24 protein-coding genes are annotated in these 26,930 nt (G+C 49.4%); 4 read left to right on the top strand and 20 right to left on the bottom strand.

The genetic code is table 11. The annotated features are described in order from the left end of the window. Position 1 precedes the first annotated feature (1 nt). Positions 2-697 carry a class GN sortase gene (locus EZV61_RS16175; RefSeq protein ID WP_131416988.1) on the bottom strand — a complete coding sequence of 232 codons (696 nt, stop codon included), beginning with the start codon at positions 695-697 and terminating at the stop codon, positions 2-4. Then, positions 697-3,084 carry a marine proteobacterial sortase target protein gene (locus EZV61_RS16170; RefSeq protein ID WP_131416986.1) on the bottom strand — a complete coding sequence of 796 codons (2,388 nt, stop codon included), beginning with the start codon at positions 3,082-3,084 and terminating at the stop codon, positions 697-699. Before EZV61_RS16170 ends, EZV61_RS16175 begins: the two co-directional genes overlap by 1 nt. Before the next feature lie 169 nt (positions 3,085-3,253). On the opposite strand from EZV61_RS16170, the gene pdsR reads away from it, so the two are divergent. The 3 genes from pdsR (at position 3,254) to EZV61_RS16155 (ending at position 8,138) form a co-directional block, all read left to right on the top strand. Next, positions 3,254-3,949 carry a proteobacterial dedicated sortase system response regulator gene (gene pdsR, locus EZV61_RS16165; protein ID WP_114337967.1) on the top strand — a complete coding sequence of 232 codons (696 nt, stop codon included), beginning with the start codon at positions 3,254-3,256 and terminating at the stop codon, positions 3,947-3,949. Beyond that, the gene (locus EZV61_RS16160; protein WP_131416984.1) at positions 3,946-6,069 is read left to right on the top strand and encodes an ATP-binding protein; all 2,124 of its coding nucleotides are present in this window, start codon (positions 3,946-3,948) and stop codon (positions 6,067-6,069) included. Before pdsR ends, EZV61_RS16160 begins: the two co-directional genes overlap by 4 nt. Before the next feature lie 212 nt (positions 6,070-6,281). Further along, positions 6,282-8,138: a tetratricopeptide repeat-containing diguanylate cyclase gene (locus EZV61_RS16155; protein ID WP_131416982.1), complete on the top strand. Its 1,857-nt coding sequence runs from the start codon at positions 6,282-6,284 to the stop codon at positions 8,136-8,138. A gap of 100 nt (positions 8,139-8,238) precedes the next feature. Here the strand turns inward: EZV61_RS16155 and EZV61_RS16150 are convergent, their stop codons facing one another. From EZV61_RS16150 to EZV61_RS16125, 6 genes are all read right to left on the bottom strand, one after another. Then, positions 8,239-8,778: a PEP-CTERM sorting domain-containing protein gene (locus tag EZV61_RS16150; RefSeq protein WP_131416980.1), complete on the bottom strand. Its 540-nt coding sequence runs from the start codon at positions 8,776-8,778 to the stop codon at positions 8,239-8,241. Positions 8,779-8,954: 176 nt separating this feature from the next. Next, entirely contained in the window at positions 8,955-11,162 is a 2,208-nt protein-coding gene (yccS, locus tag EZV61_RS16145) for a YccS family putative transporter (RefSeq protein ID WP_205695403.1), read from the bottom strand. A 121-nt stretch (positions 11,163-11,283) separates the two neighbouring features. Beyond that, on the bottom strand, positions 11,284-11,721 hold the full coding sequence (locus EZV61_RS16140; protein WP_240695229.1) for a VanZ family protein: 438 nt from the start codon (positions 11,719-11,721) through the stop codon (positions 11,284-11,286). Further along, the gene (locus tag EZV61_RS16135) at positions 11,721-12,365 is read right to left on the bottom strand and encodes a metal-dependent hydrolase (protein ID WP_131416978.1); all 645 of its coding nucleotides are present in this window, start codon (positions 12,363-12,365) and stop codon (positions 11,721-11,723) included. Before EZV61_RS16135 ends, EZV61_RS16140 begins: the two co-directional genes overlap by 1 nt. 181 nt (positions 12,366-12,546) lie before the next feature. Beyond that, positions 12,547-13,293 (bottom strand): OmpA family protein, encoded by a 747-nt coding sequence (locus EZV61_RS16130; protein ID WP_165569642.1) that lies wholly within the window; start codon positions 13,291-13,293, stop codon positions 12,547-12,549. A gap of 218 nt (positions 13,294-13,511) precedes the next feature. Continuing rightward, a complete protein-coding gene (locus EZV61_RS16125; protein ID WP_114337960.1) occupies positions 13,512-14,054 on the bottom strand; it encodes a carboxymuconolactone decarboxylase family protein in 543 nt (180 codons plus the stop codon). 113 nt (positions 14,055-14,167) lie between these two features. Here EZV61_RS16125 and EZV61_RS16120 point away from each other — a divergent pair, with 113 nt between their 5' ends. After that, positions 14,168-14,755, top strand: a complete 588-nt coding sequence (locus tag EZV61_RS16120; RefSeq protein ID WP_131416974.1) for a TetR/AcrR family transcriptional regulator — start codon at positions 14,168-14,170, stop codon at positions 14,753-14,755. A 309-nt stretch (positions 14,756-15,064) separates the two neighbouring features. Here EZV61_RS16120 and EZV61_RS16115 read toward each other — a convergent pair whose 3' ends face one another. From EZV61_RS16115 to EZV61_RS16060, 12 genes are all read right to left on the bottom strand, one after another. After that, positions 15,065-15,478, bottom strand: coding sequence for a L,D-transpeptidase family protein (locus EZV61_RS16115; RefSeq protein ID WP_240695228.1), 414 nt, complete (start codon positions 15,476-15,478; stop codon positions 15,065-15,067). A gap of 198 nt (positions 15,479-15,676) precedes the next feature. Further along, a complete protein-coding gene (locus EZV61_RS16110; protein ID WP_131416970.1) occupies positions 15,677-16,624 on the bottom strand; it encodes a histone deacetylase family protein in 948 nt (315 codons plus the stop codon). A 5-nt stretch (positions 16,625-16,629) separates the two neighbouring features. After that, positions 16,630-17,100: a hypothetical protein gene (locus EZV61_RS16105; protein ID WP_131416968.1), complete on the bottom strand. Its 471-nt coding sequence runs from the start codon at positions 17,098-17,100 to the stop codon at positions 16,630-16,632. 110 nt (positions 17,101-17,210) lie between these two features. Beyond that, positions 17,211-17,744, bottom strand: a complete 534-nt coding sequence (locus EZV61_RS16100) for a YaeQ family protein (protein ID WP_114337955.1) — start codon at positions 17,742-17,744, stop codon at positions 17,211-17,213. Between the two features lie 64 nt (positions 17,745-17,808). Next, positions 17,809-18,645 (bottom strand): CvfB family protein, encoded by an 837-nt coding sequence (locus EZV61_RS16095; protein WP_131416966.1) that lies wholly within the window; start codon positions 18,643-18,645, stop codon positions 17,809-17,811. A 25-nt stretch (positions 18,646-18,670) separates the two neighbouring features. Continuing rightward, positions 18,671-20,224: an MltF family protein gene (locus tag EZV61_RS16090; protein WP_131416964.1), complete on the bottom strand. Its 1,554-nt coding sequence runs from the start codon at positions 20,222-20,224 to the stop codon at positions 18,671-18,673. A 136-nt stretch (positions 20,225-20,360) separates the two neighbouring features. Continuing rightward, positions 20,361-20,645 carry a peptidylprolyl isomerase PpiC gene (gene ppiC, locus EZV61_RS16085; protein ID WP_114337952.1) on the bottom strand — a complete coding sequence of 95 codons (285 nt, stop codon included), beginning with the start codon at positions 20,643-20,645 and terminating at the stop codon, positions 20,361-20,363. A 77-nt stretch (positions 20,646-20,722) separates the two neighbouring features. Then, a complete protein-coding gene (locus EZV61_RS16080; RefSeq protein WP_240695227.1) occupies positions 20,723-21,475 on the bottom strand; it encodes a tRNA-uridine aminocarboxypropyltransferase in 753 nt (250 codons plus the stop codon). Between the two features lie 92 nt (positions 21,476-21,567). After that, positions 21,568-23,364, bottom strand: coding sequence for a protein kinase domain-containing protein (locus EZV61_RS16075; protein ID WP_131416962.1), 1,797 nt, complete (start codon positions 23,362-23,364; stop codon positions 21,568-21,570). A 40-nt stretch (positions 23,365-23,404) separates the two neighbouring features. Next, entirely contained in the window at positions 23,405-24,643 is a 1,239-nt protein-coding gene (locus EZV61_RS16070) for a 2-oxo acid dehydrogenase subunit E2 (protein ID WP_131416960.1), read from the bottom strand. Between the two features lie 53 nt (positions 24,644-24,696). Further along, positions 24,697-25,671, bottom strand: a complete 975-nt coding sequence (locus tag EZV61_RS16065; protein WP_131416958.1) for a transketolase C-terminal domain-containing protein — start codon at positions 25,669-25,671, stop codon at positions 24,697-24,699. A gap of 2 nt (positions 25,672-25,673) precedes the next feature. Then, on the bottom strand, positions 25,674-26,855 hold the full coding sequence (locus tag EZV61_RS16060; RefSeq protein WP_114337947.1) for a thiamine pyrophosphate-dependent dehydrogenase E1 component subunit alpha: 1,182 nt from the start codon (positions 26,853-26,855) through the stop codon (positions 25,674-25,676). Positions 26,856-26,930 lie beyond the last annotated feature (75 nt).

The following is a 26,930-nucleotide window of genomic DNA, read 5'->3' as shown; positions in this document are numbered from 1 at the left end:
GCTACATTTTAACGGCTCTACTTTGCAACCACTGTTGCAACGGATGATCTTCGCGCGAGTCGTTAACAAAGCTGCGATCCAGGCTATCTAACACTCCTGCCACCGCCAGCGGCTCTGCATACTCTAACCTTCTAGCTGTCACCAGATAGCGTAATTGCGGATCACTTACCTGGACACCAAATGGATAGCAGGTCACCAAAGCCAACTCAGAAGGCGCCACGACCAATTGATTATTTCCCTGTCCAAGATCTAACACCCCCACCCCGCTCACCTCAAATTCCAGCAAACGCTCTCCATGTAACTGAACCCGCACACGATCTCCGAGACGCAAGCGTTGCAAGTAATCAAAGTGGGTATCTTTATGTCCAGCAATCATCATCCCCTGTTCAAGCTGAGTGTTCACGGCCATTCCCGGCCCGAATGCCAGAGATTCGCCATCCAGTCCCGCCATCACAAACTGCTCGATACCCAGTTGTGGGATCTGTAATCTGGCCATAGGCCAAGTATCAGCCCATGGCCAGGGACGTTTTGAAATATCATCACCAGATTTAGCCTCTGGTTCGTCCCACGCACTGGCGATAAGCCACTGAGCTAACTGCGCCTTAGCTTTGATCCAAACAGCATCGCTGACCATCAGTAGCCCAACAAATGCGATGCAACACACCCCGAGTTTAAGGCTCTTAGTCAATATGCTCATCAGATAGCCTCCAGGTTATCTGAGCGCTCCTGCTGCTGGTTCAAACGCATCAACGCAAATAGTGAACAGAGAAAAACCAGTAGACCAATCCACAATTTAAAATCGGCGCCGGTGGCGGTTTTAGGCACGGCAAAACTCTGCGCTGCCTGCCCCTGTGGTTGTACATTTGGAACAGGCGCTTTAGTCAACAGCTGATCCATGGGCCTTACGGGCGTTTTCTCAACAGCAATAAAGCTGGTATAGGAGGACACTAATTGATGAGTGAGCGCGACAGATAGCACCTGCTCGCGTATCTCATCTTTGTCTGCCCCTGCGACTTTCTCATCCATCAAAGCTTCTATTTTGGAACGCGCCCATAGGGTCGATACACCGTCGCTGCCGCCCTTGCGTGCCAAGCTTAACTCTCTGCGCCATGGAGCTTTCGCCGTGTGACCAGAAATTACGAGTTGCCCATCTAACTTGTTCGCTTTGAAACTGATAAGTAACGGCTCGTTAAGATAAAGTGTTGGAATACGGCGAGGATAAACATCGGCATCAATACCCTGTTGCCACTGCAGTTGAATACCATCGGCAACCGGTGAGGATAAACGTTTGAACAGCGACGACATTGGTCCCTGTACCTGCTGAACATTACTGATATAGGTGTAACTGCCACGACCGAATTCAGCGGCTTTACGCATAAAATAACTATTGGGCGCGGCACCAATACCTACGGTAAATAACCGGCTATCACTAAGGTTCTGATGAATATGTTGGAACAGAGCCTGCTCATTGCCTACTGAGCCGTCAGTAATAAACACCACCTGACGAACGGCATTCCTACCCTGTTCATCTCCCTGACTTTGATTATTCAATGCGGCTCGCAGCGCCGACATCATCTCTGTACCACCACCAGCATCCAAGCGCTGAACATACTGACGAGCATGTTGCAATGCCGCATCATTCGCTGGCATCGCTTGTGGGAACAGCATACTGGTACTGGAGTTAAATTGGATAAGGTTAAAGCTGTCCTGTGGCCGCAACCAAGTCAGTGCTGTCATTAAGCTCTGTTTCGCTTGCCTGATCGGCTCACCCGCCATGGAACCGGAAGTATCGATAACAAAAATCATCTCTTTCGCCATCGCCTGTCCACTCTGAGGGCCTCCTTGGCCATCGGCAGACTTCACATTAGCGGGAGGCATCAACATCAATAGCCCGTAGCTATCACCATCCACCTCTTGGGTAAACAAAGCTGCTTTCGGCTCACTGCCTAGTTTTGGTTGCCAACGCAGTAAGAAGTCACGATCCATGCTGACTTGTGGCGATGTCAAACCCACACGATATTGCCCCTCGCGCTCACTGACTATTAACTGGTGGGAATCACTAGTCAAAGCAGCAAGCGGCATGCCGGGATCAATATTTGCTCGGATCTGAATCGGATTAAGCAACTTCTCCAGCTGTTCTTGGCGGGAAAACATATAAGGAGATATCTGCACAGCATCAGGCACCTGCGTCGTCGGCAACGCCCAACTAAAATCACCACTCAGATCTACACTGGCGTTGGTCTCCTCCGCCGGGATATCAGCCAAAGGCACCCCAGGGGAGTATCGGGGGGTAATGGTCATAGGAAAACGCAACTGAAACTCGCCATCACGATAATCGAGCTGCTGCAAAAAGCTGATAGTGACAATCACCTCTTCACCCGGGGCAATGTTAGTCACCTTGTTGCTAAACATATTAGGTCGCCTTTGCACCAATAAACTGGCGCGTTTGCCACTTTTACGCGCCTGCTCAAAGAGTTGTTTAGCTTGCTGCTTCTCTTTTATCTCACCTTCAATAATTCGATCCCCTACCTGCATAGTCATCCGGTTCACTGCAGAGTTCTCAGGCAAGGGCAATAGATAGAGTCCCTCCAGCCAATCGTCAGTGGTATTTTTAAAGCGCTGCTTTAACGTCGCCTTGACTATCATGCCGCTGATATCCAGATCCAGCTCCGAACTCAACATCACCGCTTGGGTAAACCTTCCCGGTTGCTGCAACATCAGCTGCGGTGCCTTGATATCATCTTCATTCAAACGTGGCGCTAACACTGCAGGCAAGCTATCGCCACTGCCTGCCGAGGCCCCGGCTTGGCCATCCATATCTCCTTCAATTGATATCGCCGACTGCCCAACAGGTGTCGACGTGCGCCCTGCCATCGATGCTGCTTCGGCGCGGCCAAGCGTCAACAGCAACACCACGGCGGCCCCCGCAAGGACAACAAATCCCAGAACTCGCTTCGCTGTCTTGTAAGGTGTAGAAACCACCTCGCGATGGAACAACTGACCACTGACTTGAGGGTGGCGCCGCTTTAACGGCAATGGCCGATCAAGAATGACCTGATGGGGGGGAAGGTTTGACCTCAGCATCTGTGTACTCCGTAATTTGATCCTGATGCTATTTAGGCAGTAATAAGGGGCAGTTCCCGGCAGTTCTGGTGGCAAACTAGTGAAACATTATGACGAATTGTGGCAACCTCTTGGGTTCACACGGAATTCTGGTTTAATAGAGCCAATCAACAAGCATGGGAGTCGTTGCATGGGTCGCCAAATCGCTATCGTAGAAGATGAAATTGCGATAGCAGAAAACTATCGGGATGCGCTGGAACGCATGGGCTATCAAGTCAAAATATACAGCGACCGACTGTCAGCATTAGACGCCTTTCGTCAACGTCTACCAGATCTCGCGATCATCGATGTGGGACTAGGAGAAGAGGTGGAAGGCGGCTTTGATCTTTGCCGTGATCTGCGCAGCTTGGCACCCGCACTCCCCATTGTCTTTCTCACTGCCCGCGACAGCGAGTTGGACGTGATCTCCGGCCTGCGTTTAGGTGCTGATGACTACCTGACCAAAGATATCAGCTTGCCGCATATGCTCGCTCGTATCGTTGCCCTGTTTCGCCGCATCGATGCCTTGCAGAAGCCGACTCAACCCGACGCCCAATTAGTTCGTGGCGATCTAAATATCGACAGCGAACGGATGACCGTATTGTGGCAAACCCAAATGATCGACCTAACGCTGACCGAGTTCTGGATCACCCATGCATTGGCAAAGCATCCCGGCCATGTTCGCAACCGTCAGCAGCTAATGGATGCCGCTAATGTGGTACTCGATAACAATACCATCACCTCCCATATCAAACGGATCCGCAAGAAATTCCAGCAGATTGACCCCTCCTTTGATGCCATAGAAACCGCATATGGCATGGGCTACCGCTGGCGCACGGCGTCATGAAATTAAAACGCCAATTGCTGGTGGCCAGCCTGTTTATGCTGGCCCTCCCGTGGGCAGGCTGCCAATACGTGAAAGAGACCGAGTCCGCATTGAGAGCCGGCCAGCTGCAAGCATTAGAAGCCACAGGTCAAGCCGTGGTGGCACTATTGGCGCAACAAGACTGGCAATTAGATACGCCAACCTATCAACACGAAAGCACAGTTTTAGAGAGCGACGCTGACCCCGTTAAGAAACAAACTGAACACCCTTCCCTGTTTGCACCTGAACGACCTTGGCGGATCATCATGGATGGCTATCCTGACGAATGGCAGAGCATGCCCGTCAGACGCCTGCAACATGATGATTTTGCCGCCAACCTGAGACTATTTACCCGCAAAGATCGCCTTTATATGCTGTTAGAAGTTGAAGATCGTCAACGGCTGTATTTTGACCCTACCCGCGGTACAGCAAATAACGGTGACCACCTGGTGATCCGCAACGGTCATGGCCGTGACTATCTGCTCGCAGCCAGCGCTCCCGGCGAGATGATTGCGCGCTACCAACAAGGCAACCGCACTCGCTACCAAAGAGAGATTGCCGGATATTGGTTAGATACCAGTAATGGTTACAATATCGAGCTATCTATGCCGTTATCACTCGTCAGCGGCAGATTAGGGCTCTATCTGGTAAATGCATCACCATTAGCATCGGAGCAACAGCATCTAAGTCACTATGAGTTCAGCGCTCAGTCACTCCCGCCACGACTGATCACCACAGACAATAGACTAACCCAGGCATTAGAGCTGTTTACCCACGCAGGATTAGAGATGCGTGTTGTCGATAACCAAGGATGGCAACGGGCAACAGCTGGAGAAATCGATCTCAGCGGCTATCAGGCGAGTGGTTCAGCGCCAAGCCACGGCGCACTGCGGGCACTGTATCGAGCCATACTACAACGCCCTCCAATGCCACCAAAGAACGAATCATCACTATTTGGCCAATGGCAAACCAGTGATCTCTCTCAAGCCCAAGATGGCGATTTAACCAAAGGCTGGTATCAACAGTCCAGCCAACAAGATCGCAGTCTGCTGAGCGTCGCGCTACCAATCCCCTCACCAAAAGGAGTGACCGCGGGCGTCCTGGTATTAGAGCAAAGCAGCGAAAGCTATCTATCGCTGACAGATCGAGCGTTCGGTCGGCTCTTCTTAGCTAGCAGTCTAGCGCTGCTCATCGGTGCCAGCGGCCTGTTTGGCTATGCCAGTTGGCTCAGCTGGCGAATTAGAAAGCTCAATCAAGCGACCCAGCAGGTTTTCGACAGCAATGGTCAATTCAACGGCGACTCGAAAACGCGGGCCTTCCAGATCAGTCGTGCCAACGATGAGATCGGTGATCTCAGCCGCAGTTATGGCGAACTGTTAGAGCGCGTCCAGCAATACACTGACTATTTACAAACCTTATCGAGAAAACTTTCCCATGAGTTAAGAACACCATTGGCGGTAGTGCACTCATCGTTGGACAACCTGACACTGCAAGCCGATGAACGGGCGACTAAGAGCACAGATGAAAGCGATCGTCAGATGTACCAACTGCGCGCTAAAGAGGGCGCTAACCGGCTTAGCCACTTATTAACGGCCATGAGTGAAGCCAGCCGTTTAGAAGAAAGCATTAGCCACGGTGACGCTGAGATGGAAAAATTAGATCTGGCGATCATGTTCACAGAGTTAACAGCAGCATATAACGATATTTATCAGAACCATAAGATCAATCTGCAAACAGATAATCCCCCCTTAGTGGCACTGATATCCCCCGAGCTTATCGTCCAGATGATGGATAAGATCGTCGACAATGCGGTCGGCTTTGCACCGATAGAGAGTGAGATACTCATTACGCTTCAACGCACTGAAAAATCAATTCTTATCTGCGTCGAGAACAAAGGGCCTCTGCTACCCAAAAAGATGCAACATCAGTTATTCGACAATATGGTGAGCATGCGAGACAAAAAAGCCGCAGACGACAGCACTCACTTAGGTTTAGGCTTACATATTGTTCGGCTGATAGTGGAACATCATCAGGGCAAAGCAAATGCTGAGAACTTGTCTGATAACAGCGGCGTCAGATTTACTATCTCTTTGCCCCACTGACCTACACTGAAGCATTGGCATAGCCGAAAGTTAATGCGCGACTTATCTGATTGTCTGTTCTCTGCGGAACAGACAATCAGCACAGAAAGTGTAAAATACAGCATGAAATAGTGGACGATAAGCGGAACGCAATGGATAAAGTTTGATCTCCCGCGACGTTTCCGTACAACCCAAATCTATTTGCATCATGTAGGCCAACATTAGGTTCACCCATGCTTCGATACCTGCTCACCATGCTAACGCTACTGATTGCCGTGGTCAGCAGTGCGACCTACGCAACGGATGCAAAACCAGATATTGAGCAGCTGAAACTGCTTGTCGAAACCGATCCGCAATTAGCGATACAACAAGCTGACGCCTATCTGGCACGGCCTTTAGATGACGAAACTCGTCTACAAGTGCTGGCCAAACAGTGCATTGCCTTCATGGTAATGAGTAATTACGACCGTGTGACAGCTATCTACCAAAGCGCTGAACTGGATATCCAAAAGCCTGGTAACGAAAGCTATCACGTACAGATCGAAAGCTGCTACGCACGATCATTAGAAAGACGAGGAAAGATCGAGCAGGCGCTATCTATCTACAACAAACTCATATCGATTGCCGAACAACACGATTTAAAGCTGCAAAGTGCGTGGGTTTACTCCTCCCGAGGGCAACTTTTCAGTTATCAGGGGAAATACGCAAAAAGTATTGAAGATGTCGCCCGCGCCTTTGAGCTGTTTGAACAAAGTGGCGAAGACGATAAGCACTTTCGCCTGCAACTGATGAACGCCATGGGTAACACCTATGGCTATATGAAGCAATACGATCGAGCGCTGCAATACTACCATCTGGTTGATGAAGAACTGAGCCAGCAAGGTGACATCATTGGGCAGTCCATCGCCGTTTATAATATTGCCAACACCCTCGTCAACATGGATCGCTTAGAGCAAGCGCTGACATTTGCCAACAAAGCTCGTGCCTTGTCAGTTAAAGGAGATGACAAGCTCGGCGTCGCTTACGCAGATATGCAGATCGCCAAAATTGAATCTAAGCAAGGGGACTTTGAAGCCGCCCTGCAAGCCGCGACGTCAGCACATGAGGTGTTTCTTGAATATGACGATACAGAAGGGATCGCAAAGTCCTTATTAAATAAAGCGCAATACCTTCACGGCATGGAGAGAACAAAAGAGGCGATCCCTTTCGCCCAACAAGCCGCAGAGATCTATACACGGAACAATACCCTATCAGGACAAGAGGTCAGTTATGAATTACTGGCTGAACTAGCCTACAACGAGCAAGCCTACCGCGACGCCTACTTACATTTGAAAAAGCGTTTCGAACTAAACGAAATGATTTTTGATAAAGATCTGAACCGTGAAGTCGCCGCCATGGAAGCCAAGTTTAACGCACAGATCCAAGTTCAACAGAACCAACTGCTTCAAGCCCAAAATGAAGTTAAAGAAGCGAAGTTGGAGCAAGCAGCCGCCCATAGAGAGCAGTTCAGATTACTTATCGTCGCCCTGCTTATTATCGCTACTATTTTGACCTGGCAGCTCGTCATTAACCGTCGAGCAAGAAAGCTGCAGGCGCTGGCAGCGCGCACAGATGAATTAACAGGCATTGCCAATCGCCGGCATATTCTGGAATTACTTCAGCAGGAATGGGAGCGTGCGGTGCGCTACCATGAAACATTCACTGTTGTACTGCTCGATGTCGATCACTTCAAAGCCATCAATGACAAATATGGTCATAGCATGGGCGACAAAGTCCTAAAAGCCATAGCCAGTCAGCTGACTGCCAGCGCCCGAGTTGTTGATCATGTCGCTCGCTATGGAGGAGAAGAGTTTATTATCCTTTTGCCGAAAGTCGATAAGCGGCAAGCTCAAGGATTAGTAGAAAGGGTCAGGCAAGCTATCGAGTCTATTCATATCGAACTGTTAAATGAAACCATTACCGCATCCTTAGGTTATGCAGATTTTGATGGGAAAGAATCACTGGAAAGTCTGTTAAGCAATGCCGACAAAGCGATGTATATCGCCAAGGCTAAGGGGCGTAACCAGTCTGTCGCCTCCAGCACAGATTAAAACGACAGTCAGCGCTAAGGATCATCGAATTGCCGCGCCAAAAGAAATAGGCTAAAAAAAAGCCCTGCGAATGCGCAGGGCTTTTTTTTGCAAGAACTAACTATGACTTGCTGCGTCTCGCAAAACCAAGACCGCCAAGGGCTAAACCAAGAATAGCAAGGGTCGCTGGCGCTGGCACAGCAACAGCTGACTCAACTTCAACATAGGCACCGCCGCCGCCAAAAGGTGATGCCGCCGCGAAGATCTCAATAGCATAACTACCGGCTTCCAAAAGCATACTACCTGCACTGTAATAGCCACTGGCAAACAGAGCATCAGGATCAACAAGCTCGGAGCCTTGACCAGGCAATGATGTAGTGAATGCTAAAGCGGAATCAACATAAACATCGAACATATCGCCGATATTGAAGCCATCAGTCACTTTCAACCAAGCTGCATCAGTTAGCGTCAATTCAATGATGTTACCAACAGTACCAACACCCTGATTTTGACAGCCTTCATAGGCTGAACTGCCCACATCACCGAAACAGAAGCCGTACCAACCCGCGTCTGGCGTGATCACACTAGCAACGCTAGAGCCTGAGAACAAAATGGCAGCCGCGGCCAATCCTGCTTTTGCATATCTTTTCAGCATATTCATATTTCAGTCCTTTCCTTTGCCTATCAAAACAACGCTTTTGGCTAACATTGAGCCAAACAATAACCGTGTTAGTTAAAGGCAAAAAACAGACCAAAAATAAAAAATTGATATAAATCAACTTTTTAAACTTAACAATAAAACATAACCATGACTGACATGTAAAAAAATCAGTCAGTTTAAGAAACGTTAACCTCAGCCGTATCTACCGTTGGGGTACGCTGATCACACCCTGCAATCTCCATCGCCAGCTGGGTCATCTCATCCAGCATTCGATGGATCATAAATAACTGCTGTAACACCATGCTGGTGACATCATCGCCACTATCTCGTAACCGTCCTAATCTAAGCTCCAGACCACTTTCCACCTCTTGGATAGGCAGTTGGACCGTATGACTTAAAATCTGGCTGACAATCTCGAGACGGTCATAAATAGAATCATGAGCCTGATTTACCAGCAGATGTACTTGGTGATCACCCAAACGATTACGGTGCGCGCCCAACGCCGAAATATAGCCGAGCAAGGCATGATTTAGTACCAACATGCGAAAGCTCTCGTTCTCCGCTTTACGGAAACGTCCCGGCTCTTTCAACATACTGCTAATAGCTGCCGACAACTCGGAATCACGGTTATGCGCTGCACGGCGGGCGCTACGATAAGCAAGGTTGTCCCGTTTGCCGATCCGATATTGCGCGATCACCTGACTAAGATAACCACGGTTGGCATCCACTGCCGCTGCCATTTTTCCAAGAAGGTGCCTCGACTGCCAATCAGGCAGAATATAGCGAACCGCCAACGCTGCGATCAGACAGCCCACCAAAGTGTCTCCCAGACGCGGCAATATGACCGCAAAGCCCTCTCCCAGCTGGCTGAAACAGAGTAATACCAACAGGGTGATACAGGTGGTCGCCACACCATAATGCAGGGTTCGAGTGGCAAAGAAAGCAACACCAAATATCAACATCAATACCAGCTGCCCCTCTTGTCCAGGAAACAAGTAAAGCAAGGGGACACCGATCAGCAAGCCAGCCACGGTGCCGGCCATTCGCTCACTCACCCGCTTACGGGTGGCACTGAAGTTCGGGTGGCAAACAAACAGCACGGTTAACAAGATCCAGTAACCGCGCTCTAAACCTAACCCCTGAACTATGCCGTAGCCCAGTGTGAGCGCCAGCGACAAGCGTACCGCATGACGAAACACCTGCGCTTTTGGCGTCATCGCGCCCCACAACCGACGCCACATCTCACCGAGAGTGTGTGCTTCATAATCCTTGAGGCTAATATCGTTATCAGTCTCAACATCAGGGTTGTTCGAGTTGGCTAACTGATGTTCAATCGTCGACAGGTTTCTTAATAAGAACTTTAATGATGCCAGCTGAACGCGCCATTCTGGGTTCATCTGACTGCGCAGGTAATTAAGTGATTGCTTGGCATCATCGAGTGCTTGTGTCACTTCAACATCATGTTCGTAACGCTTACGATTCAGGATCGCCTTCGCCAACTTACGGCACGCACCTGCTTGACGATTTATTAACAGTTGAAAGCGAAACAAAATGTCGGAATGCCGAAACGTCTCACCAAGTTCATCGTAGCGATAATGAGAAGACGCCGCCCGTTCATGAATATCTTGAGCAACAAAATAGAGTTTGAGAAAACGATAAGCTGCTTGCCCTGATCTCCCCTGCCTCACCCGATTAAGCAAGTTATCCTTGGTCTGGTTAAGCTCGGTCACCAGCTCACTATTAAACCGTGCTAAATCCAACCGTCTTTGATGGGAAGAGAAACCGCTGACAGGTTCAAACAGCCGAGCTTTCAACTGCAAGTACACTCTCAGCTTACGATAGACACGTGCCAACCCCTGCTGCACCGATTGGTTCGGCCATAACGCATGCCAAACTAAAGACAGCCCTCGGTGCCAACCTGCGGCCAACAATAACAATACTGGTTGGCTAAGCAGATCCTGCGTAAGGTGCGCTCCCAGCATGGTATAGACCGCCAGCAACAGTGACGCAAAACCGATACTGGCATAGCGCCCACCAATCGCCCCCAACATAATAAAACCAAAACTGGAGATGCAGAGTCCTGCAGCGAACAACCAGGGCCGATCAAATAAGTACTCGATAGAAAACGACGCCAGAGCAAAGCAGAACAGCATCATGGTGGTCTGACGTAACTTGCCTCCAAAGCTATCTTCGGTTTCCGACAACGCGGCAGCGATCACCCCAAGCACCATGGGCGTCACCGCATCCATCGCCTGAAAATACCAACAAGGGATGACGACCCCAAGCAAGGAGATCAGTGTGCGCAGGCTGTAATTAAAGCGCTCATTAGCCCACCAGGTGTGCCATGTCTGCGAAATGCTGTTAATAATGGAGGTCCTCAGCAAAAGGCCATCAGGGGCGGCGATAATAATCGCCTACCGGGCGCTATTCTTTGATTTCAGAAAAGGTACGAATAACTATAGGTTTTAACGGCCTTTTTGTACTAAAGATTCTCCGATTTTAAGACTACTCCCTATTCAACTTTGTCGGGTTGACATCTTTTCCACAGCGAAACTTATTTGCCACATAGAGATTCAACAACGAGAAACAGCTGATCCCCGCCATATCCGCCAGCCAATCATAAAGATCCAGGTTTCGATGAGATAAAAAGTGTTGGCTTAACTCCTCCAAGGTCACTAGAACAACGATGACAGCAGATGCCCAAAGGCATCGCATGTTGGCAAGGGTAAACATCGCGTTTTTTGTTGCCATATTCGCCAGCAAAGTAAGCATACCAAACAAGCCAAAATGCCCCACTTTATCTCCGTATGGAAAGCTTCGAACCAGAGTGAAAAACAGGCTATGGCCGCCAGTATTCGCCAAATAGATGATCCAGCAGATGAAACAGAGAAACGACACAAACAGCAGCTTGTTGATGACCAATGAATTCATCCTAAATCGCATTAGCGATCTCCCCCCTGCTCAGTAGGCAAAGGAACCAGAGCGTTGCGATTAGCGCGTTGCTGATGCCGTTCAGCTGTCGCCTGAAAGGCGCTCAATCTGGACAATAAAAAACAGCCCAACGCGATAGCTGCAATGGCAACCTCTAACAGAAACGTCCAATGAAACAAGAAGTTAAACCACCAAACGCGATAATTAGCAGGAATAGTTACCAGAGAAAACCCCATATCACTCATCGGCGCCAACCAGCGGATATCCCCCGCCACGCTGTCCAATATTAAGTGCATAAATCCGCAAAGGGCAAAAATGCCAAGCACCCTTGCCAATGGTGTAGAAGAGTATCGACACCACAAACCACAAAGGCACAAGGCAGCGCCCCAAAACAAAGGGTAATGTGTCCAATAAGCATGGTGATGCACACTGCCATTATCGACTAAATAGAACCAAACAAGGTCAAGATCTGGAGCGATAGCGCCAACTAATGCTGCCGCGAAAAACAATCGGCGCCAAGACGAGTAACTCAGCAGCTTATCAGCGCGTTCACCACTGTTGGAACACACAGTGCTATCAAGTCGGCGTTTCGCTTCTGCTTTGCTGATAAAGAACTTGGCCAACAGATATCCGGCCGGTAGATGTGCAATAAACATGGATCCATCCCTTAACATTAACCGTGTTAAAAACGCGTTGTTCTTGCCGATGAAATAAAAAAGCGGAAGCAGTGTTGCTTCCGCAAAAGTGGCCAACAGTTGGGAGGCTGTTAGCCACCGGCAACCAAAAGAGGTTGGCTACCTGCTCCACCAGAAAGGCGACTGCGGGGGGAACTGGGGGCTACTTGCGGTAGTTCATTTTTGCCACGCTAACATTGTCACCCTTGGTCAACTCAATGCTTACCATGCGCTCTAAAGCATAAGCGTCATAGTCGCCTTTGGTTGCCGATGACAGTGTCGCACCGTGACTTTGACTGGTGATGCGTTCTGGCGCTACACCTGCGTCATACAGTTGTTGAGCAACTGCATCAATACGTGCTTGAGAAAGCTGCAAGTTATAGTCTGCATTACCACGGGGATCGGCATAGCCATCAAGTCGGATCTGCATCTCAGGGTTACGAGTCAGGTATTGCGCCAGCAGCGACAAGCGATTCTTAGCGGAGTCAGTCAAATCACTTTTATTGGTCTTAAACAGCATCGTCAGTTGTAACTGATCAAGCATCTGCTGCGCGTATTGTGCTGTCAGTGTTTCGCTTTGTGCCAAGTTTGCTTGTAACGCGACCAACTGTTGACGCTGCTGTGCGAGGAGAGATTCTGTTTGGCTTAACTGCGCTTGTGCGGTTTCCAGATCATTACTCAACACCACGGCATTATCGGCCTCTTCGATGTTGTAGTTAACCCAGGCACCCGCCAACAGGCCCGCAAACGCACCAATAGGACCGCCAGCGGCAAGACCCGTCACTGTGGTGGTAAATATCGTGCCCGCTTGTTTAGCTTCGGTGTACTGTGGTTCAGCGTCTTGTGCCATGGCTGTTGTAGAAGTTAAAGCAGCAGTCAGGGCAGCGGCGATCAAAGTAGTGTTTTTCATGATAATGGCTCCATAAATTTGCATCAGTTGTGTAAGTGCTTTCGATGCTTATTTAACGCCGTCAAAAAGGCAGAGCCGGGGTAACAAAAAGGCAATGTGCGGAACAATTATGATGAAATATGGCAAACAGATTCTTAGCCAGAGAGCAACTAAGACTTGTCTCGGTAAAGCTGAGTAGTCACAGGAAGGCTATCCAGCAGCCTTCCTGTGTCGGCACTCTACCAAGCAAATTTTTCAAACACTTTATCAACGGGAGTTTTTGCCAAATGATTGGTGTAATTGCTAATCACCTTCTGCGATAAGCCCAATACAATTTCAAGCAGTTGACGTTGACCATAGCCTGCAGCAAAAAACGCTGTCATCTCTTCTTCAGATAGATGGCCACGGTTACGCACCACACTCAGTGTCGTATCATGTAACACCTGTAGTTTCGCCGTTGGCATCGCATCACGGTTACGCAGTGCTTCCGTCAATGCAGGGTCGACTTTCATCCCGTGTGCAATCCCGGTGTGTGCAGGCACACAGTAGGTACACCCGTGCTCTACATTGATGGTTTGCCAGACTACCGTCAGCTCTTCAGCATCAAACGACGAATTCGCAAACAGCTCATGCAGTTGCTGATATGCCTGTAACAGGCCTGGCGCTTCGGCCAATACACCATGGAGGTTAGGCACCATACCAAACGCTTTAAGTGATTTATCCAACAAAGGCTTACTGGCTTCTGGCGCTGACTCGATATCGTGAATCTTAAAATGACTCATATTGCTGCTCCAATTCGGGGGGTGGCGTTGACTTATTGGAGGTCACTATAGCTGGCTTTGAACGATCGTTCAAGTTAAAATTGAACGTATGTTCTAATTAAAGACTATGCGCTATGGCAAAAACCATTAAATACGACAGAGCAGCCGTGGTAGAAAAAGCCACCAACCTTTATTGGGAAAAAGGCTTCCACGCAACATCAATGCGTAATCTGCAGGATATCATTGATATGCGCCCTGGCAGTATTTATGCCTGCTTCGGCAGCAAAGAAGGGTTGTTTAAAGAAGCGCTACAGCATTACGCTGCGATGAGCTTGCAGCAACTGCAAGCATGTAAGTCCGCCCCCTCACCTATTAACGCGCTGAAAGCGTTCATTAAAATAGCCGTGATTGAAAGCCAGCAAGTCGCACCCAGTGGCATGTGTATGCTAGCAAAAACCATCGCCGAACTGACTGATGCCAACGCAGATCTGCTGGCAGAAGCAAAGCGTTTACTGCGTGATGTAGAAGCCGAGTTCGCAGAAGTAATAAAAGCGGCGAAGGCACACAATGAGATCAGTGAATCAGCAGATCCCGAACAGTTGGCGCGCTATATTCAGATCCAGTTGATGGGATTACGCACCTATGTGCGGGCGAACGATAGCAGTATTCCGATGGCTGAGCTGATCGACGAGATGTTTGCCAACGCTCCTTTTAACGCCTAAATCAGCTTTCGTAGCTTTCAAAATAAAGAGCTGATTAACAGTAGCAGCACGCATATTAGCGCCACCAGATAGCAGGCCCAAACCTTATTCTCGGCGATATGCAAAAGAACCATGTGATACTTTTCAGTTATGGAACGGTTGCGGCTAAACAAGATTTTCACTAATTCAACGCTAAAATCCTTAACTCCCTCATTGACCTTGGGATCCGTCTTTAGAACCATATAACGCACCACCCTTGAAGTCGTAGAACTTATTCAACGCCTGTTATTTGAAACTAAAGCCACCCTATTTCCCGATAAGAAAACACTATCAAGGAAGGCGCTCCCATGAAATATCAATGACTGTACCGACGGGTACCAGCGTTAGAAACTCATCCATTTCATCATTCGTTATCGCAATGCAACCATTGGTCCAATTAAAACGTTGCGACAGCAAAGATAACCAGCCGAGTCGATTCCGCTGGCCATGAACCATGATCAAACCGCCCGGTGACACGCCCCTCTCCTTGGCCGACTGTTTATCCAGCTCATTTGGGTAGCTAACATGCATGGCGCGATAAAAAGATGAGTCTTCTTTGATGTAATCCAACTGGTAGCCCCCTTCGGGAGTGCGTTCATCACCCTCTTGTTGTTTGTGCCCTTTTGGGTTGGCTCCGAGAGCGACATCAAACTCCCTAATGAGCCGAGAGCCATCAAACAGATACATTTTTCGCTCAGATTTCACAACCTGAACCAAGTCAACCTCGGCCAAAGCCGAAAAAGATATTGTGGTAAGCAGAAGAAAAGATAACAGGAGTTTCATCAGATTAACTATCAGGGGAAGAGTTATCAGGAGCATACCCCCGATAACTTATAAGCAAAACCCCCGAAATTTGTGCCCAGTTAGCAAATCACAACACTTAAGCTGAAAATGCCCGAAGCACTACAACTCAAACTGATTAATTACCGATTGAGCGATTAGCTTATAGCTGTCCGCACTATAACCGCCACTGGTCACCATCACCGTTGCCTTTGACGCCTTTTGGCACATATCGAGAACAAAAGCGTCACGTTCAAGCACACCGTCAAACGATACCGACAGTTGGCCTAATTTATCGCCAGCCAAAATGTCGGTACCAGCGTTGTAATAGATCAGATCAAAAGGTCCGAAACGTTCAATAAATATTGCTAAGTGCTCTTTGAGCTGAGACAGATATTCCGCATCCGCGGTCTTGGAGGCGAGTTTTACAGGATAGTCGATGCGCTTTTCCGCGAATCGATCTTTTGGATAGATATCGCAGTTATACATATCAAAAAATCGAACACGCTCATCCTCATAAAAAGCATGTTCAAAACCATTGCCTTGATGAGCGTCGAGATCAACTATTGCAATCCGACTGCCATCATTCAATTTACCTCTTTGTGTCAACAGATTGACTGCAACAGGTATATCTGAAAAAGCGCAAAAGCCCTCACCGTTCTCTTTGGATGCATGGTGAAAACCACCAGCGAGGGAAATGGCAAAGCCGTCATCTAAAGCTAACTCAGTCGCCAAAATCGTCGCCTGAGTGGCATAGCGCATCGGTTTTACGATCCCGTCCATCACCCAACTGGATGGCAACCACCTAACAATGGGGATCTCCACCACTTGTGCGAGATAACGCTTATCTGCAACCAAAGATAGATAGAAATCTGTATGGAAAGTGCTTAGGGATTTATCGGTAACCGGTGACGTCACCAAGTGAGAGAAGCCATCCAATTTATCCCCTAATATGCTAGTGATCTGCTCCCAGGCTTTAGAGAATTTACGTCCGTCAAACGGATGTAGCTTCTCTAATCCACCGAGTGAGATATCTAGTTGATCACTATAAACAATATGAGGAGTCGCCATGCCGACTACGCCTTATTAACTTCGGTGGCATATCGTAACACCTGTGCAGGAGTCCAGATACCGTAACCAAACACACTGCCAAACCGTCCATACTCTTCTGCTTTTGGCTGAAAGGAAGGTTTTCTGTTTGTACCAGCATGAATACATTCAGCGACAATTGAGGAGCAATTTTTCTTTCTTAACTGATAGCGTACGCCATCTCGACGTATTTGTTGCCAGTACGCCAGCGCTGATTCAGCGTCAAAGTTATTAATTTCGATGGCGATAGGCTGTCTACCACCTTCGGCGTCACAATCAACTCGGTAACTAGTGACAGAAGTACCGGCGTGGGAGAGCTTCATTTTCAAACCTTTCTTGGCTTGAGGTTTACCTATGCCATCCGCAGGCCAAAAACTAATATAAGTGCTACCAATTTTCATAGCGGCATGACCAACATTCTGATCCTTTCTTGGCCAAACATATACTGTCGCTTTCATATCTTAACTTCCATGTTAAAAAGAAGAGAAAGCCTATTTCATAATCGCCAATTGAAACAACTGCAAAAAAAAGAACAATTTTCAGCTAATTTAGTAGCAGCGAGTTCAGCCTACTGATGCTGCTCCGGCTCAATCATGGCGCTGTTTTCATTAGTGCTCATCCACACTTGGCCATCATCAATGCTGCACTGTAATTGCATGCTACGTTGCAGCAGTTCGCCCAGCGCCTGACTGGCCTCTTCAGGTAGGTAATGTACTTCGAGGTTTTTCAGCATCCCCAGCTTGTTTTTGTTTTCTGGCCACCACACCGAAAAAGCACTGCCGTAGGCATACAGGATCACTTTCTTAGCGCGGCGGCAGGCCTTTTTCAGCCGCTTTTCGTCAGGCAGCCCCAGTTCAATCCACAACTCGATCTCATCCGAAAGGCTTTTTAGCCACAGTTCAGGCTCATCGTCCACGCAAAGACCACGGGTAAACTGCAGTTCGTCACTGGCATTCAGCGCAAATGCCAGCAATCGCACCATGGTTCTTCGGGCGGTTTCTGACGGATGCTGCGCTATGGTGAGTGGGTAGTTTTGGTAATGGTGACGACCCATATCCGCCACCTCTAGGTTGGCTTTGTAGATCGTGGCTTTTAGTGCCATGGAGACTCCGGCATAAACGACTTGGCTGGGGAAATAAAGCGAGAGGCTGGTATTGCTTGGTCGATCACTCGACCAAGCGTATGCCCTGCTCTTCTATCGTGATTTTTTTCTGCTTATAGAGAGAGCCGATGGTTTGCTTAAACACCCGCTTGCTGACACCAAACATACGTTTAATGGTCTCCGGCGAACTCTTGTCACTGGCGGCCAGATAACCACCCGCGTTCTTTAACCGTTCCAATACGTCGCCTTCAAGGCCACTCACCTGCGCCTGGCTCGACTTTTGTAGCATCAAGTCAATCTTGCCATCTTCTCGAACTTTGCGGACAAAGCCCTTAATCGTGCTGCCATAATGCAAGCGGCGAAACACCTCATTGGCGTAAATCACGCCCCAGTGGTTATGATTCACAATCGCTTTGTAGCCTAATTCAGTTTGATTGGCGATGGTCAATGTGACTTCCTGACCATGTTCATATTGGGCTGGCCAGCGGTCGAGGAAACGATCAACCTTGCTACTGGCGGCAATACGGTGGGTAATATCGTCGATAAAGATCCGCACCAGATAGCTCTTGCCCACTTCCATGGTTTCGCGCTGTTCAGAGAAAGGCACCAACAGATCTTTTTGCAGCCCCCAATCCAAAAACGCACCATGACGACCGGCGTCTACAACTTTCAAAAAAGCAAATTCATCCACCTGAGCTTTGGGCTTCTCGGTAGTTGCCACAGGTGCATCTTCGGAGTCGAGGTAGATGAAGACATTGACCTGATCACCTACTTTTATATCTCGCTCCAGATATTTCGCAGGCAGCAAAACTTCGCCCAAGGTGCGGGTTTCTAAGTACACGCCAAAATCAACGCGTTTAATCACTTTAAGGCGGTTATAACGGCCTAATTCATCACTCATGTTTTACTCAATAAAGAAAATTTAACTATTCCTGCACGGCCTGGATCGCTTGCATACGTGCATTCAGATCATATACCGAACGTTTATAGGCCACGTAATAACGATAGATATTACCGACATAGCGGACCGGCTCTCTGCCCACTTTGGCAGCTACCACCAGCTCAACGTTGTTAAACCAGCGATTCGGATTTAAGCCGCGCTGCTCAGCCTCTCGGCGCAAGCGATTAATACGTGTTGGCCCTGCGTTATATCCCGCCATTGTAAACAGTAGTTTCTCAAATGGCTCAATGTTTTCATCATCGAAGTAGTGATCTCTTAATCTAGCAAGGTACTTGGTGCCGGCATGGATGTTGTTTTGAGTACCGCTGATGTCAGGAAAGCCAATCGCTTTGGCGGTTCTAGGCAAGATCTGCATCACCCCGACGGCACCAGCCCCACTGCGCGCCTTGGTATTGAAATGGCTCTCTTGATAGGCGAAAGCAGCCAATAGCAACCAGTCGATCTCGTATTGCTCACCGTAGGTCTTAAAATACTTTGTTAGCCCGTGGATCCCGCGAAAAGGATCTCGCTCTTCTGCGGTTTTTACCCAGTTAGTATTACCGAAATAGCGCTTCAACAAAGTATTAGCGATCAGTGTCCCGACCCGATGGCTATGGGCAAACTCATCCAACACCGCTTTCAGCTTCGGACTATCTTGCCTGAATGCGAGTGCCACTTTCCCCCCCTCACGTACCGGGATATCGTCATGTACCTGCAGGCCTTTAAATACCCGACGCCACAGATCGAGTTTATGCTCGTCGGCCACCGTTGCAGGCAGAATGCCGTCGTTAACCAACTCCAATACATCTTCATCTTCCAGCCGGGGGTCAACCGGAACAATACGGATTAAGGGCACTCGGCGCTGCTCAAAATCACGGTTTAACGCCACCAGACTTTCGTAGTAACTGGAACTAAAACGGACATGGATCTCCCGACCTGACAGCTCATCAAGGGAAGTTAACGGCGGTTCACCGCTATGTGTGACAAACATCTCTCTGACACGGGAAGAGAACGGCAGAGAAAAATCGACGACCTGTTCCCTGTGCTCGGTAATGGTCAGATTGGCAAAAGCGATGTCGCCATAGCCCTCCATCAAGAACGGGATCAACTGATCACGACGTACCGGGATAATGGTAAATTTAAGTAGTTGGGTCTTTTTCTTGCCCAGCTTCTTTTTGAAAAAAGCTTCCATCTCACGGATAGATTCAAACGTCAGACCGCGCTGGGTGCCTTTATCGATATAGTACTGACCCAGCGAAAACGTGGTCAAAATGCGGATTTCGCCACGGGTTAGCAGTTCATCCAAATCACCACTACGTGCATCGGTTAGCTGCGGCCAGAGTTCCTTGAATGCATTATCGGCCAGCTCGGCGATATCAATCGGCTTAACTTCACTGAGGGGTAAAAGATCATCACCATCCATCGCCAGATCTGCCGAGGCACCGGCTTTTTCAGGGGAATCTGATGGCTCACAGCCATTGAGCAGCAAGAGTAAGGAAAGCAACGCTGTCGCGCGCCAGAGAATGCTTCTAACCGTCATACAACGCTTCTCTATATTGAGCCTAGTTGCTTATGCTAGGTGCTTGATATATTGCTTAGTTTGCACAGTCCAACGAGAAATAGCTTGTTGCATTGGTGAAAAATAGGGCGCTGGTCACGCCCTATTTAGAAGAAAACTAACGACCCGAACGGTAGAGCGTCTTGATCAAGTGATAACCAAAAGGGGTTTTGATTGGACCATGAACTTCCAAAATAGCGCGCTTAAACACCACATCATCAAATGCCTTGACCATCTCACCGCGGCGGAATTCGCCCAAATCGCCTCCCTTTTTGCCCGATGGACAGAGTGAGTGCTTCTTCGCCAGCTTGGCAAAGTCGCCCCCTTTGGCAAGTTGTTGCTTAAGATCGGCAGCTTCTTTTTGGGTTTTGACAAGGATATGGACAGCGTGAGCAGATTGCATGGCTAATTTCCCAACTTAGATTTATTTAATAAGGCATCATGGCATTATCATAGCAGTACAGCGTAAGCCACTAAACACTATAGGCTTTCCATACTATTTATGTATTCATCCAAGCGCTCAAGTGCGTCTTCCCTACCCTGATTTATTTGATGTACAGCTTGTTGATAACGGTAACTGAACAGCTCGAACCAGAGCTGCATCAGCTGAGCATTATGGGGCTCACCGGCCGCTGCAAGTACTCTGGCAGCCACTTCGGCGGTCGCCAGCTGGTTACTGTGCGCCGCTTTTCTGATCTGGTAACCGGACGCTTGCTCAGGACTGAACGATAGCAATGGATAGCCATCCAGATAGGGGCTTTTACGAAACATTTTGCAGGCTTCGCGCCAACTACCATCCAACATAATAAACAGCGGGCGCTTCCCTTTCGCCAAGCTCGGCAACAGTTCATGCACTGGCCGTTCAGGTTCAGCATAATGGCCAGGAAAGACGACAAACGGTTGCCATTGCGGTTGCTGCAGCAAAGCAATCAATGCCGGATCAACTTCAGTGCGGCGCCACAAAAATGCGTGAGTGTCAGGCACAAGATCAGCGATCAAACGGGCGGTGTTACTCGGTTTAAGCACTTCATCGTCGTACATCAACAGCACAAAACTGGCATCAGAATCAGTATCGGGCAGCGAAGCACAGGTGCAGAAATCGGCGGCGAGGCGACAATAGTCACAACGCACCACACTGCAACCACGACTGCGAAAAGGCCGCGAACTTAACGACTTCCGATAGTCATGCAATCGATGAATTGCATGCTTCTTTCTGATGGGCTGTTTACTCAAAACGAACCTGATAACCGCTTAGCTAAACTTGGGCGGCATCATAGAGGTTTGGCAGGCTAATTTCATCTTTGCAGGGCCGAACGCGGAAGATCCTAGCGCGGATCCTTAGGATAAAATTGCTCGGCTTGCTGTTCCTGACGCTCAAACTGCCGGGTGTTTTTATAGGGCAACTTCATATAACCCGCAGTACCGGTGCCTTTAATCAACGGCACTGCATCTATGATGGCTGCTAATAAGGCAGTAAAGTCATCCGCTTTCTCCGGCTCAAGTAGCATGTAATAGCTATGTATTCGTAAATGTGTATCCAAGCTTTCAAAAATGATGCAGCCGGTGTGATGGATCTGATTAAGCTGCTCAACCGCTTCAATAATGGCGTCCGGCAAGGTTAACTGTTCATCAGGATCGCGGCCATCCTCAAAATAGGAGTGGCGATTGCGTTCATTCACTGGGGGGGCCGGTTGGATCTCAAAAGCTAAGCTCGTTCCTGGCAATGGCACAAATGGGTGGCTGGGGTGATTGCGATCAATATGCAGTGTATTTCTGGCGTTAAACATACAGCTTTTAAACGTGCCTTGATGACACAATGCCCGCGCTAACTTAACCATGGTATTGACGGCTGCATGGAACGCCCGCTGATAGCTCTCATCATATAGGTTCAAACTGGCATCAATCGCGACGCCCTCCTCATTCCAATGCAGAGCCAGCCCGCCCACTACCGGGTATTGTCCCAGCCGAGAAACCGCTGCGATAAAAGCTTTTTCAATCTCTCCCATCCCAACCAAGTAGTTTTTATAGTACTTCTCTAGCTGGACATCATCCATGTACATCAATTCACGATTATCACCGTCCGCCATCAAGAACGAACGACGGGAGCTGTATACGACAGTGTCGATGGCCTCATCGCTTTCACGCAGCCATACCGGTACTAATGGAGGCTCAATCAGCCACGTATCTGAAGCAAAATAGTGGCGCCGCATACGCTCCATATGCTGCAGAAGGTAATCACCCGCTTGACGCTTAAGTACCTCGTCATCGGCTAATAAGTTATCGAGCGTACGGGCAAACTCTTGCGGTAAACCTAGAGATGACGCAGGTATAGCACGATGGCCAAAGCGACAAGACTGCCCCGACGCCAGCGCATATAAGGTCGAAGCCACGCCCTGTTCATCAAAACGTGGGCTGGAGAGCGCACCGTTGAGCTGCTCCGCGCCAATGAAATAAACGTCACCCAACCGAGCATTACTATGATTAACATCCCCAGACATCAATGATTGCACATCTGTCACCGCCGGCTGCCCATCGGACTCTAACTGGGCGAATACCGATGAGCCCCAGTCAATCAGGCTAATGGCTTCAGAATCACGATCAAACACAATATTAGAGGGCTTGATATCACCGTGCACCTGAGTTCGAGGTAGCTGCCGTAGTGCGTTTAAGATCTGTACCAGCTGTGCAGCGATCTGCAGCACCCAGCGTGCAGGCAAAGGTCCTAACTGCAGCGAGACCTTTTCCAAATCTTCACCAGGCGCACGCTGCATCATCAATATCGATTGCTTACCGACACGCTCAAACGCCAACATGCGAGGCACCTGAGGATGCACGACCTGCTGCTGCATGTAGGCTTCATCTTCCAATCTAGCCTGCACGCTTTCCGGTAAGGTGATACGCGAGAATTTAAACACTTTCTGCGCGCCATCACGGCTCGTGCCAGCAAAAACGAAGCCGTAAGCACCTTTACCGATCAAGCTTATCTGCTGATAGCCAAGCTGCTCCAGTTGCCGCATACACAGCTGCACCCACTGCTTGAGCTTACGGGCATCATTTTGACTGAGCAGATAAATAGACTGCTCTTCAGCGATATAAAAATGTTTAAGGGCGAATTCAGCCATCGCCGCTCACTGCTGCAGGGGATCCCTTTTCCAGCTTAGATTACCTCAAGTTAATCAACAAATTACTGGGCTGCTGTAGTAACTGAATGAAACGGTTACTGAACTTGGCCATGGTTGCACCATCGATAATCCGGTGATCTGCTGACCAACTGATATCAGCGATCTGCCGCGCCACCACCTTATCGTTGGCATCAAACCTCGGCAGGCGTTGAATGCGTCCCACAGCGAGGATCGCCGACTCCGGATAATTGATGATAGGTGTTGCCGTCGTACCTCCGATGGCACCGACATTCGACACCGTAAAGGTACTGCCACTGAGCTGAGCGCGCGATAGCTTACCCGCTCTGGCATCGGCCAATAATTCACTTAATTGATGAGCCAAAGACAATACGGAAGAGTCTTCTACATGACGCAGCACAGGCACCAATAGACCCTGCGGCGTATCCACGGCCACCCCTATATGGTGGTGGTGAAAGAACTCTATTTCTTGCGGCTCTTCATGTAAGTGACTATTTAGGATAGGGAATTCCGCCAGCGCCACCGACAATGCCTTTATCATAAATGGCATCAGGGTTAGCTTGGGCTGCTCAATCTCCGCCGCCAACGCTCGTTTCATTGCTGTGAGTTCGGTCAAATCAATCTGATCACTCATAGTGAAATGGGCAATGGTGGTAACCGATAAGCTCATCTGCTTAGCCATCGCCGCCTGTACCCCACGCAGAGGCTCTTTGTGGCTGCTCTCGCCTTGGCCAGTGACCCGCGCCAGTTGCCCCGGCAGTGCCGAAACTGAACTGTTGCCACTATATGCAAACAGATCCTCTTTATATACCCGTCCTTTCTCCCCGGAGCCTGGCACCTCTGCAATATTAACCCCTAACTCCCTTGCCATTCGCCTCACCGCTGGGCTGGCAACCGCTTTACCGCTCTGAGGTTCAGAAACCTCAATCAGTGCGCCTGCCTCTGGTGTCTCAACTACCTTTTCAGCCACTTCGGTCGCTATCGCTTCAACTGCATTGGCAACCGAATCAGCAACAACGGCTTGCTCTATTTCGATGGCAAATAGCGGAGCACCAACACGAGCCAGTTCACCTACTTTGCAATACAGTTTGCTGATACAGCCAGGATGCACCGCAGGGATCTGCACCAGCGCTTTATCGGTCATGACATCGGCTATGGGCTGATCTTCGACCACCAAATCGCCCTCTTTCACCAGCCATTCCACCAGCTCACACTCAACGATCCCTTCCCCCAGATCCGGTAACATAAACTCTTTAAACATCGTCTTTCCTCAATCCTTAAATCCGTTATTCTTTTTGTTATGGGTTGTCAGATTTAGAAGCGGACAGCCTGCTTAATCGCTTCAAAGGTTTTTAAATGGTCTGGCATATATTCAGTTTCATGAACCAGAGGAAAAGGCGTATCCAAACCGGTGACACGGGTGATCGGCGACTCCAGATGCAGAAAACAGCGCTCCTGCACGGTCGCCACAATCTCAGCACCAAAACCTGAGGTCCGCGGAGCCTCATGATTCACCACCAAGCGACCCGTTTTTATGACGGAGTCGCAAACAGTATCTGCGTCCCACGGCTGCAGGCTGCGCAGGTCAATAATTTCGCAACTAATACCTTCGGCTTGCGCCAATTCTGCGGCTTTTTCTATTGCTTCCATCTGCGCGCCCCAAGCCAGCAAGGTCACATCGGAGCCCTCCCGCACCAACTCGGCTTTACCTAACGGCAGCTCATAATCGCCTTCCGGCACTTCCCCCACCGATGCCCGATAGATCCGTTTCGGCTCTAAAAACAACACCGGGTTGGGATCTCGGATCGCTGCCAGCAGCAGGCCTTTCGCCTGATAAGGGTTTCGCGGCACCACCACTTTCAACCCCGGCGTGTGGGTAAAATAGGCTTCAGGTGATTGCGAGTGATACAAACCACCGGCAATACCACCACCATAAGGGGTACGGATCGTTAGGCCACCAACATTAAACTCGTTGCCGGAACGATAGCGGAACTTCGCCGACTCATTCACTATCTGGTCAAAAGCAGGGAAAATGTAATCGCCGAACTGGATCTCGGCGACAGCCACGCTGCCTTGCGCCGCCAAACCATTAGCAAAGCCAATGATCCCCTGCTCGCACAACGGCGTGTTAAAGCAACGCTCCCGGCCATATTTTTCCTGTAAACCACTGGTGGCGCGAAATACCCCACCGAAGTGGCCCACATCCTCGCCAAAACAGATCATTTTCGACTGACTCGCCATCGCCAGATCCAAGGCGTTGTTAACTGCTTGCAGCAGGTTCATCTGCATCGTTATGCTCTCCCTGCTGTTCTTGGATAATGCTCTGGATAACGCTTCAGGTGCTGCTCAAGATCCTCTTGCTGACGTCGCAATTCGACACTGGGGGTATCGTAAACATCCGTTACTAGTTCCCGCAGTTTCGGTTTTGGGATCTTCTCCGCCACTTTCATCGCCGCTAACATTTCAGCGCGCAGAGATTCATCTAACGCCTTATCCTCTGCTTCGCTCCACCATTGCTGGCGGTATAACCAGGCACGCAGACGAACTAGCGGGTCATATTCACGCCACTTTTGTTCTTCATCTTTCGAGCGATACCCAGACGGGTCGTCAGAAGTGGAGTGAGCGCCCAGGCGATAACTCATCGCCTCGATTAACACCGGAGCGCAATGTTCTATGGCGTAGGCACGGGCTTTTTGCGTTGCAAGATAAACCGCTAAGGCATCATTACCATCAACGCGTATAGTCTGCAGGCCATAACCAACACCTCGAGCGGCGATGCCATCACCGGCGTATTGTTCTTCCGCTGGCGTCGAGATGGCATAGCCATTATTACGACAAAAGAAGATCACTGGGGCACGCAATACGGCAGCAAAATTTAGCGCCGCATGAAAGTCGCCCTCAGAAGCTGCTCCCTCACCGAAGTAGCAAAGAGTGACATGTTCACCAGCAGCCAGCTTTTGGCCATACGCGTAGCCAACCGCTTGCGGGATCTGCGTGGCCAGCGGCGATGATACCGTCATGTAGTGCAACGCTTTGCAGCCATAATGAACAGGCATCTGCCGCCCCTTCCCAAGATCCAATTCGTTGCTGAACAGTTGATTCATGAACTGCTCACTGCTGAACCCACGCAAAGCCAACGCCCCCTGCTCACGATACTGCGCCATCAACATATCCTGATCAGATAACGCGGCGGCGCTGGCAACACTAGCGGCTTCCTCACCTGTAGAGGTGAGATAGAAACTGATCCGCCCCTGCCGCTGAGCCGCCACCATGCGCTCATCTAATACGCGGGTGAACAACATGGCTTGATAGATCCTTAATGCTACCGTCTGCTCCACCACGGAGAGATCCGCCCCACAACAGGCAGTGCCATCTTGCGCCAGCACACTGAACATAGGTATCGCTAACGATTCTTGAGCGACAAACGCAAATTCACTGGTGCGCGCGGCCGTTGTATATCCTGCCTCGGTCATTCCACCTCCACGGTTGCTTGGTGAGTGCGCCACTCACTTAACAGCAAAAGTTTACCTTTACGTAAATGTAAGGCA

Origin of the sequence: Corallincola luteus (genome assembly GCF_004336975.1) — a bacterium.
Taxonomy (GTDB): domain Bacteria; phylum Pseudomonadota; class Gammaproteobacteria; order Enterobacterales; family Neiellaceae; genus Corallincola; species Corallincola holothuriorum.
Note: the sequence above shows the minus strand (reverse complement) of the source record. Positions and strands in the feature narration are given on the sequence as shown.

What these genes read in the sequence shown, in the direction of transcription:
- pdsR (WP_114337967.1), top strand. Translation starts at nt 3,254, where the DNA reads ATGGGTCGCCAAATCGCTATCGTAGAAGATGAAATTGCGATAGCAGAA.
- EZV61_RS16150 (WP_131416980.1), bottom strand. Translation starts at nt 8,778, where the DNA reads ATGAATATGCTGAAAAGATATGCAAAAGCAGGATTGGCCGCGGCTGCC.
- EZV61_RS16155 (WP_131416982.1), top strand. Translation starts at nt 6,282, where the DNA reads ATGCTTCGATACCTGCTCACCATGCTAACGCTACTGATTGCCGTGGTC.
- ppiC (WP_114337952.1), bottom strand. Translation starts at nt 20,645, where the DNA reads ATGCAATCTGCTCACGCTGTCCATATCCTTGTCAAAACCCAAAAAGAA.
- EZV61_RS16065 (WP_131416958.1), bottom strand. Translation starts at nt 25,671, where the DNA reads ATGCAGATGAACCTGCTGCAAGCAGTTAACAACGCCTTGGATCTGGCG.
- EZV61_RS16175 (WP_131416988.1), bottom strand. Translation starts at nt 697, where the DNA reads ATGAGCATATTGACTAAGAGCCTTAAACTCGGGGTGTGTTGCATCGCA.
- EZV61_RS16125 (WP_114337960.1), bottom strand. Translation starts at nt 14,054, where the DNA reads ATGAGTCATTTTAAGATTCACGATATCGAGTCAGCGCCAGAAGCCAGT.
- EZV61_RS16060 (WP_114337947.1), bottom strand. Translation starts at nt 26,855, where the DNA reads ATGACCGAGGCAGGATATACAACGGCCGCGCGCACCAGTGAATTTGCG.
- EZV61_RS16095 (WP_131416966.1), bottom strand. Translation starts at nt 18,645, where the DNA reads ATGAGTGATGAATTAGGCCGTTATAACCGCCTTAAAGTGATTAAACGC.
- EZV61_RS16120 (WP_131416974.1), top strand. Translation starts at nt 14,168, where the DNA reads ATGGCAAAAACCATTAAATACGACAGAGCAGCCGTGGTAGAAAAAGCC.
- EZV61_RS16090 (WP_131416964.1), bottom strand. Translation starts at nt 20,224, where the DNA reads ATGACGGTTAGAAGCATTCTCTGGCGCGCGACAGCGTTGCTTTCCTTA.
- EZV61_RS16075 (WP_131416962.1), bottom strand. Translation starts at nt 23,364, where the DNA reads ATGGCTGAATTCGCCCTTAAACATTTTTATATCGCTGAAGAGCAGTCT.
- EZV61_RS16170 (WP_131416986.1), bottom strand. Translation starts at nt 3,084, where the DNA reads ATGCTGAGGTCAAACCTTCCCCCCCATCAGGTCATTCTTGATCGGCCA.
- EZV61_RS16160 (WP_131416984.1), top strand. Translation starts at nt 3,946, where the DNA reads ATGAAATTAAAACGCCAATTGCTGGTGGCCAGCCTGTTTATGCTGGCC.
- EZV61_RS16105 (WP_131416968.1), bottom strand. Translation starts at nt 17,100, where the DNA reads ATGAAAGCGACAGTATATGTTTGGCCAAGAAAGGATCAGAATGTTGGT.
- EZV61_RS16130 (WP_165569642.1), bottom strand. Translation starts at nt 13,293, where the DNA reads ATGAAAAACACTACTTTGATCGCCGCTGCCCTGACTGCTGCTTTAACT.
- EZV61_RS16140 (WP_240695229.1), bottom strand. Translation starts at nt 11,721, where the DNA reads ATGCGATTTAGGATGAATTCATTGGTCATCAACAAGCTGCTGTTTGTG.
- EZV61_RS16100 (WP_114337955.1), bottom strand. Translation starts at nt 17,744, where the DNA reads ATGGCACTAAAAGCCACGATCTACAAAGCCAACCTAGAGGTGGCGGAT.
- EZV61_RS16070 (WP_131416960.1), bottom strand. Translation starts at nt 24,643, where the DNA reads ATGTTTAAAGAGTTTATGTTACCGGATCTGGGGGAAGGGATCGTTGAG.
- EZV61_RS16135 (WP_131416978.1), bottom strand. Translation starts at nt 12,365, where the DNA reads ATGTTTATTGCACATCTACCGGCCGGATATCTGTTGGCCAAGTTCTTT.
- EZV61_RS16110 (WP_131416970.1), bottom strand. Translation starts at nt 16,624, where the DNA reads ATGGCGACTCCTCATATTGTTTATAGTGATCAACTAGATATCTCACTC.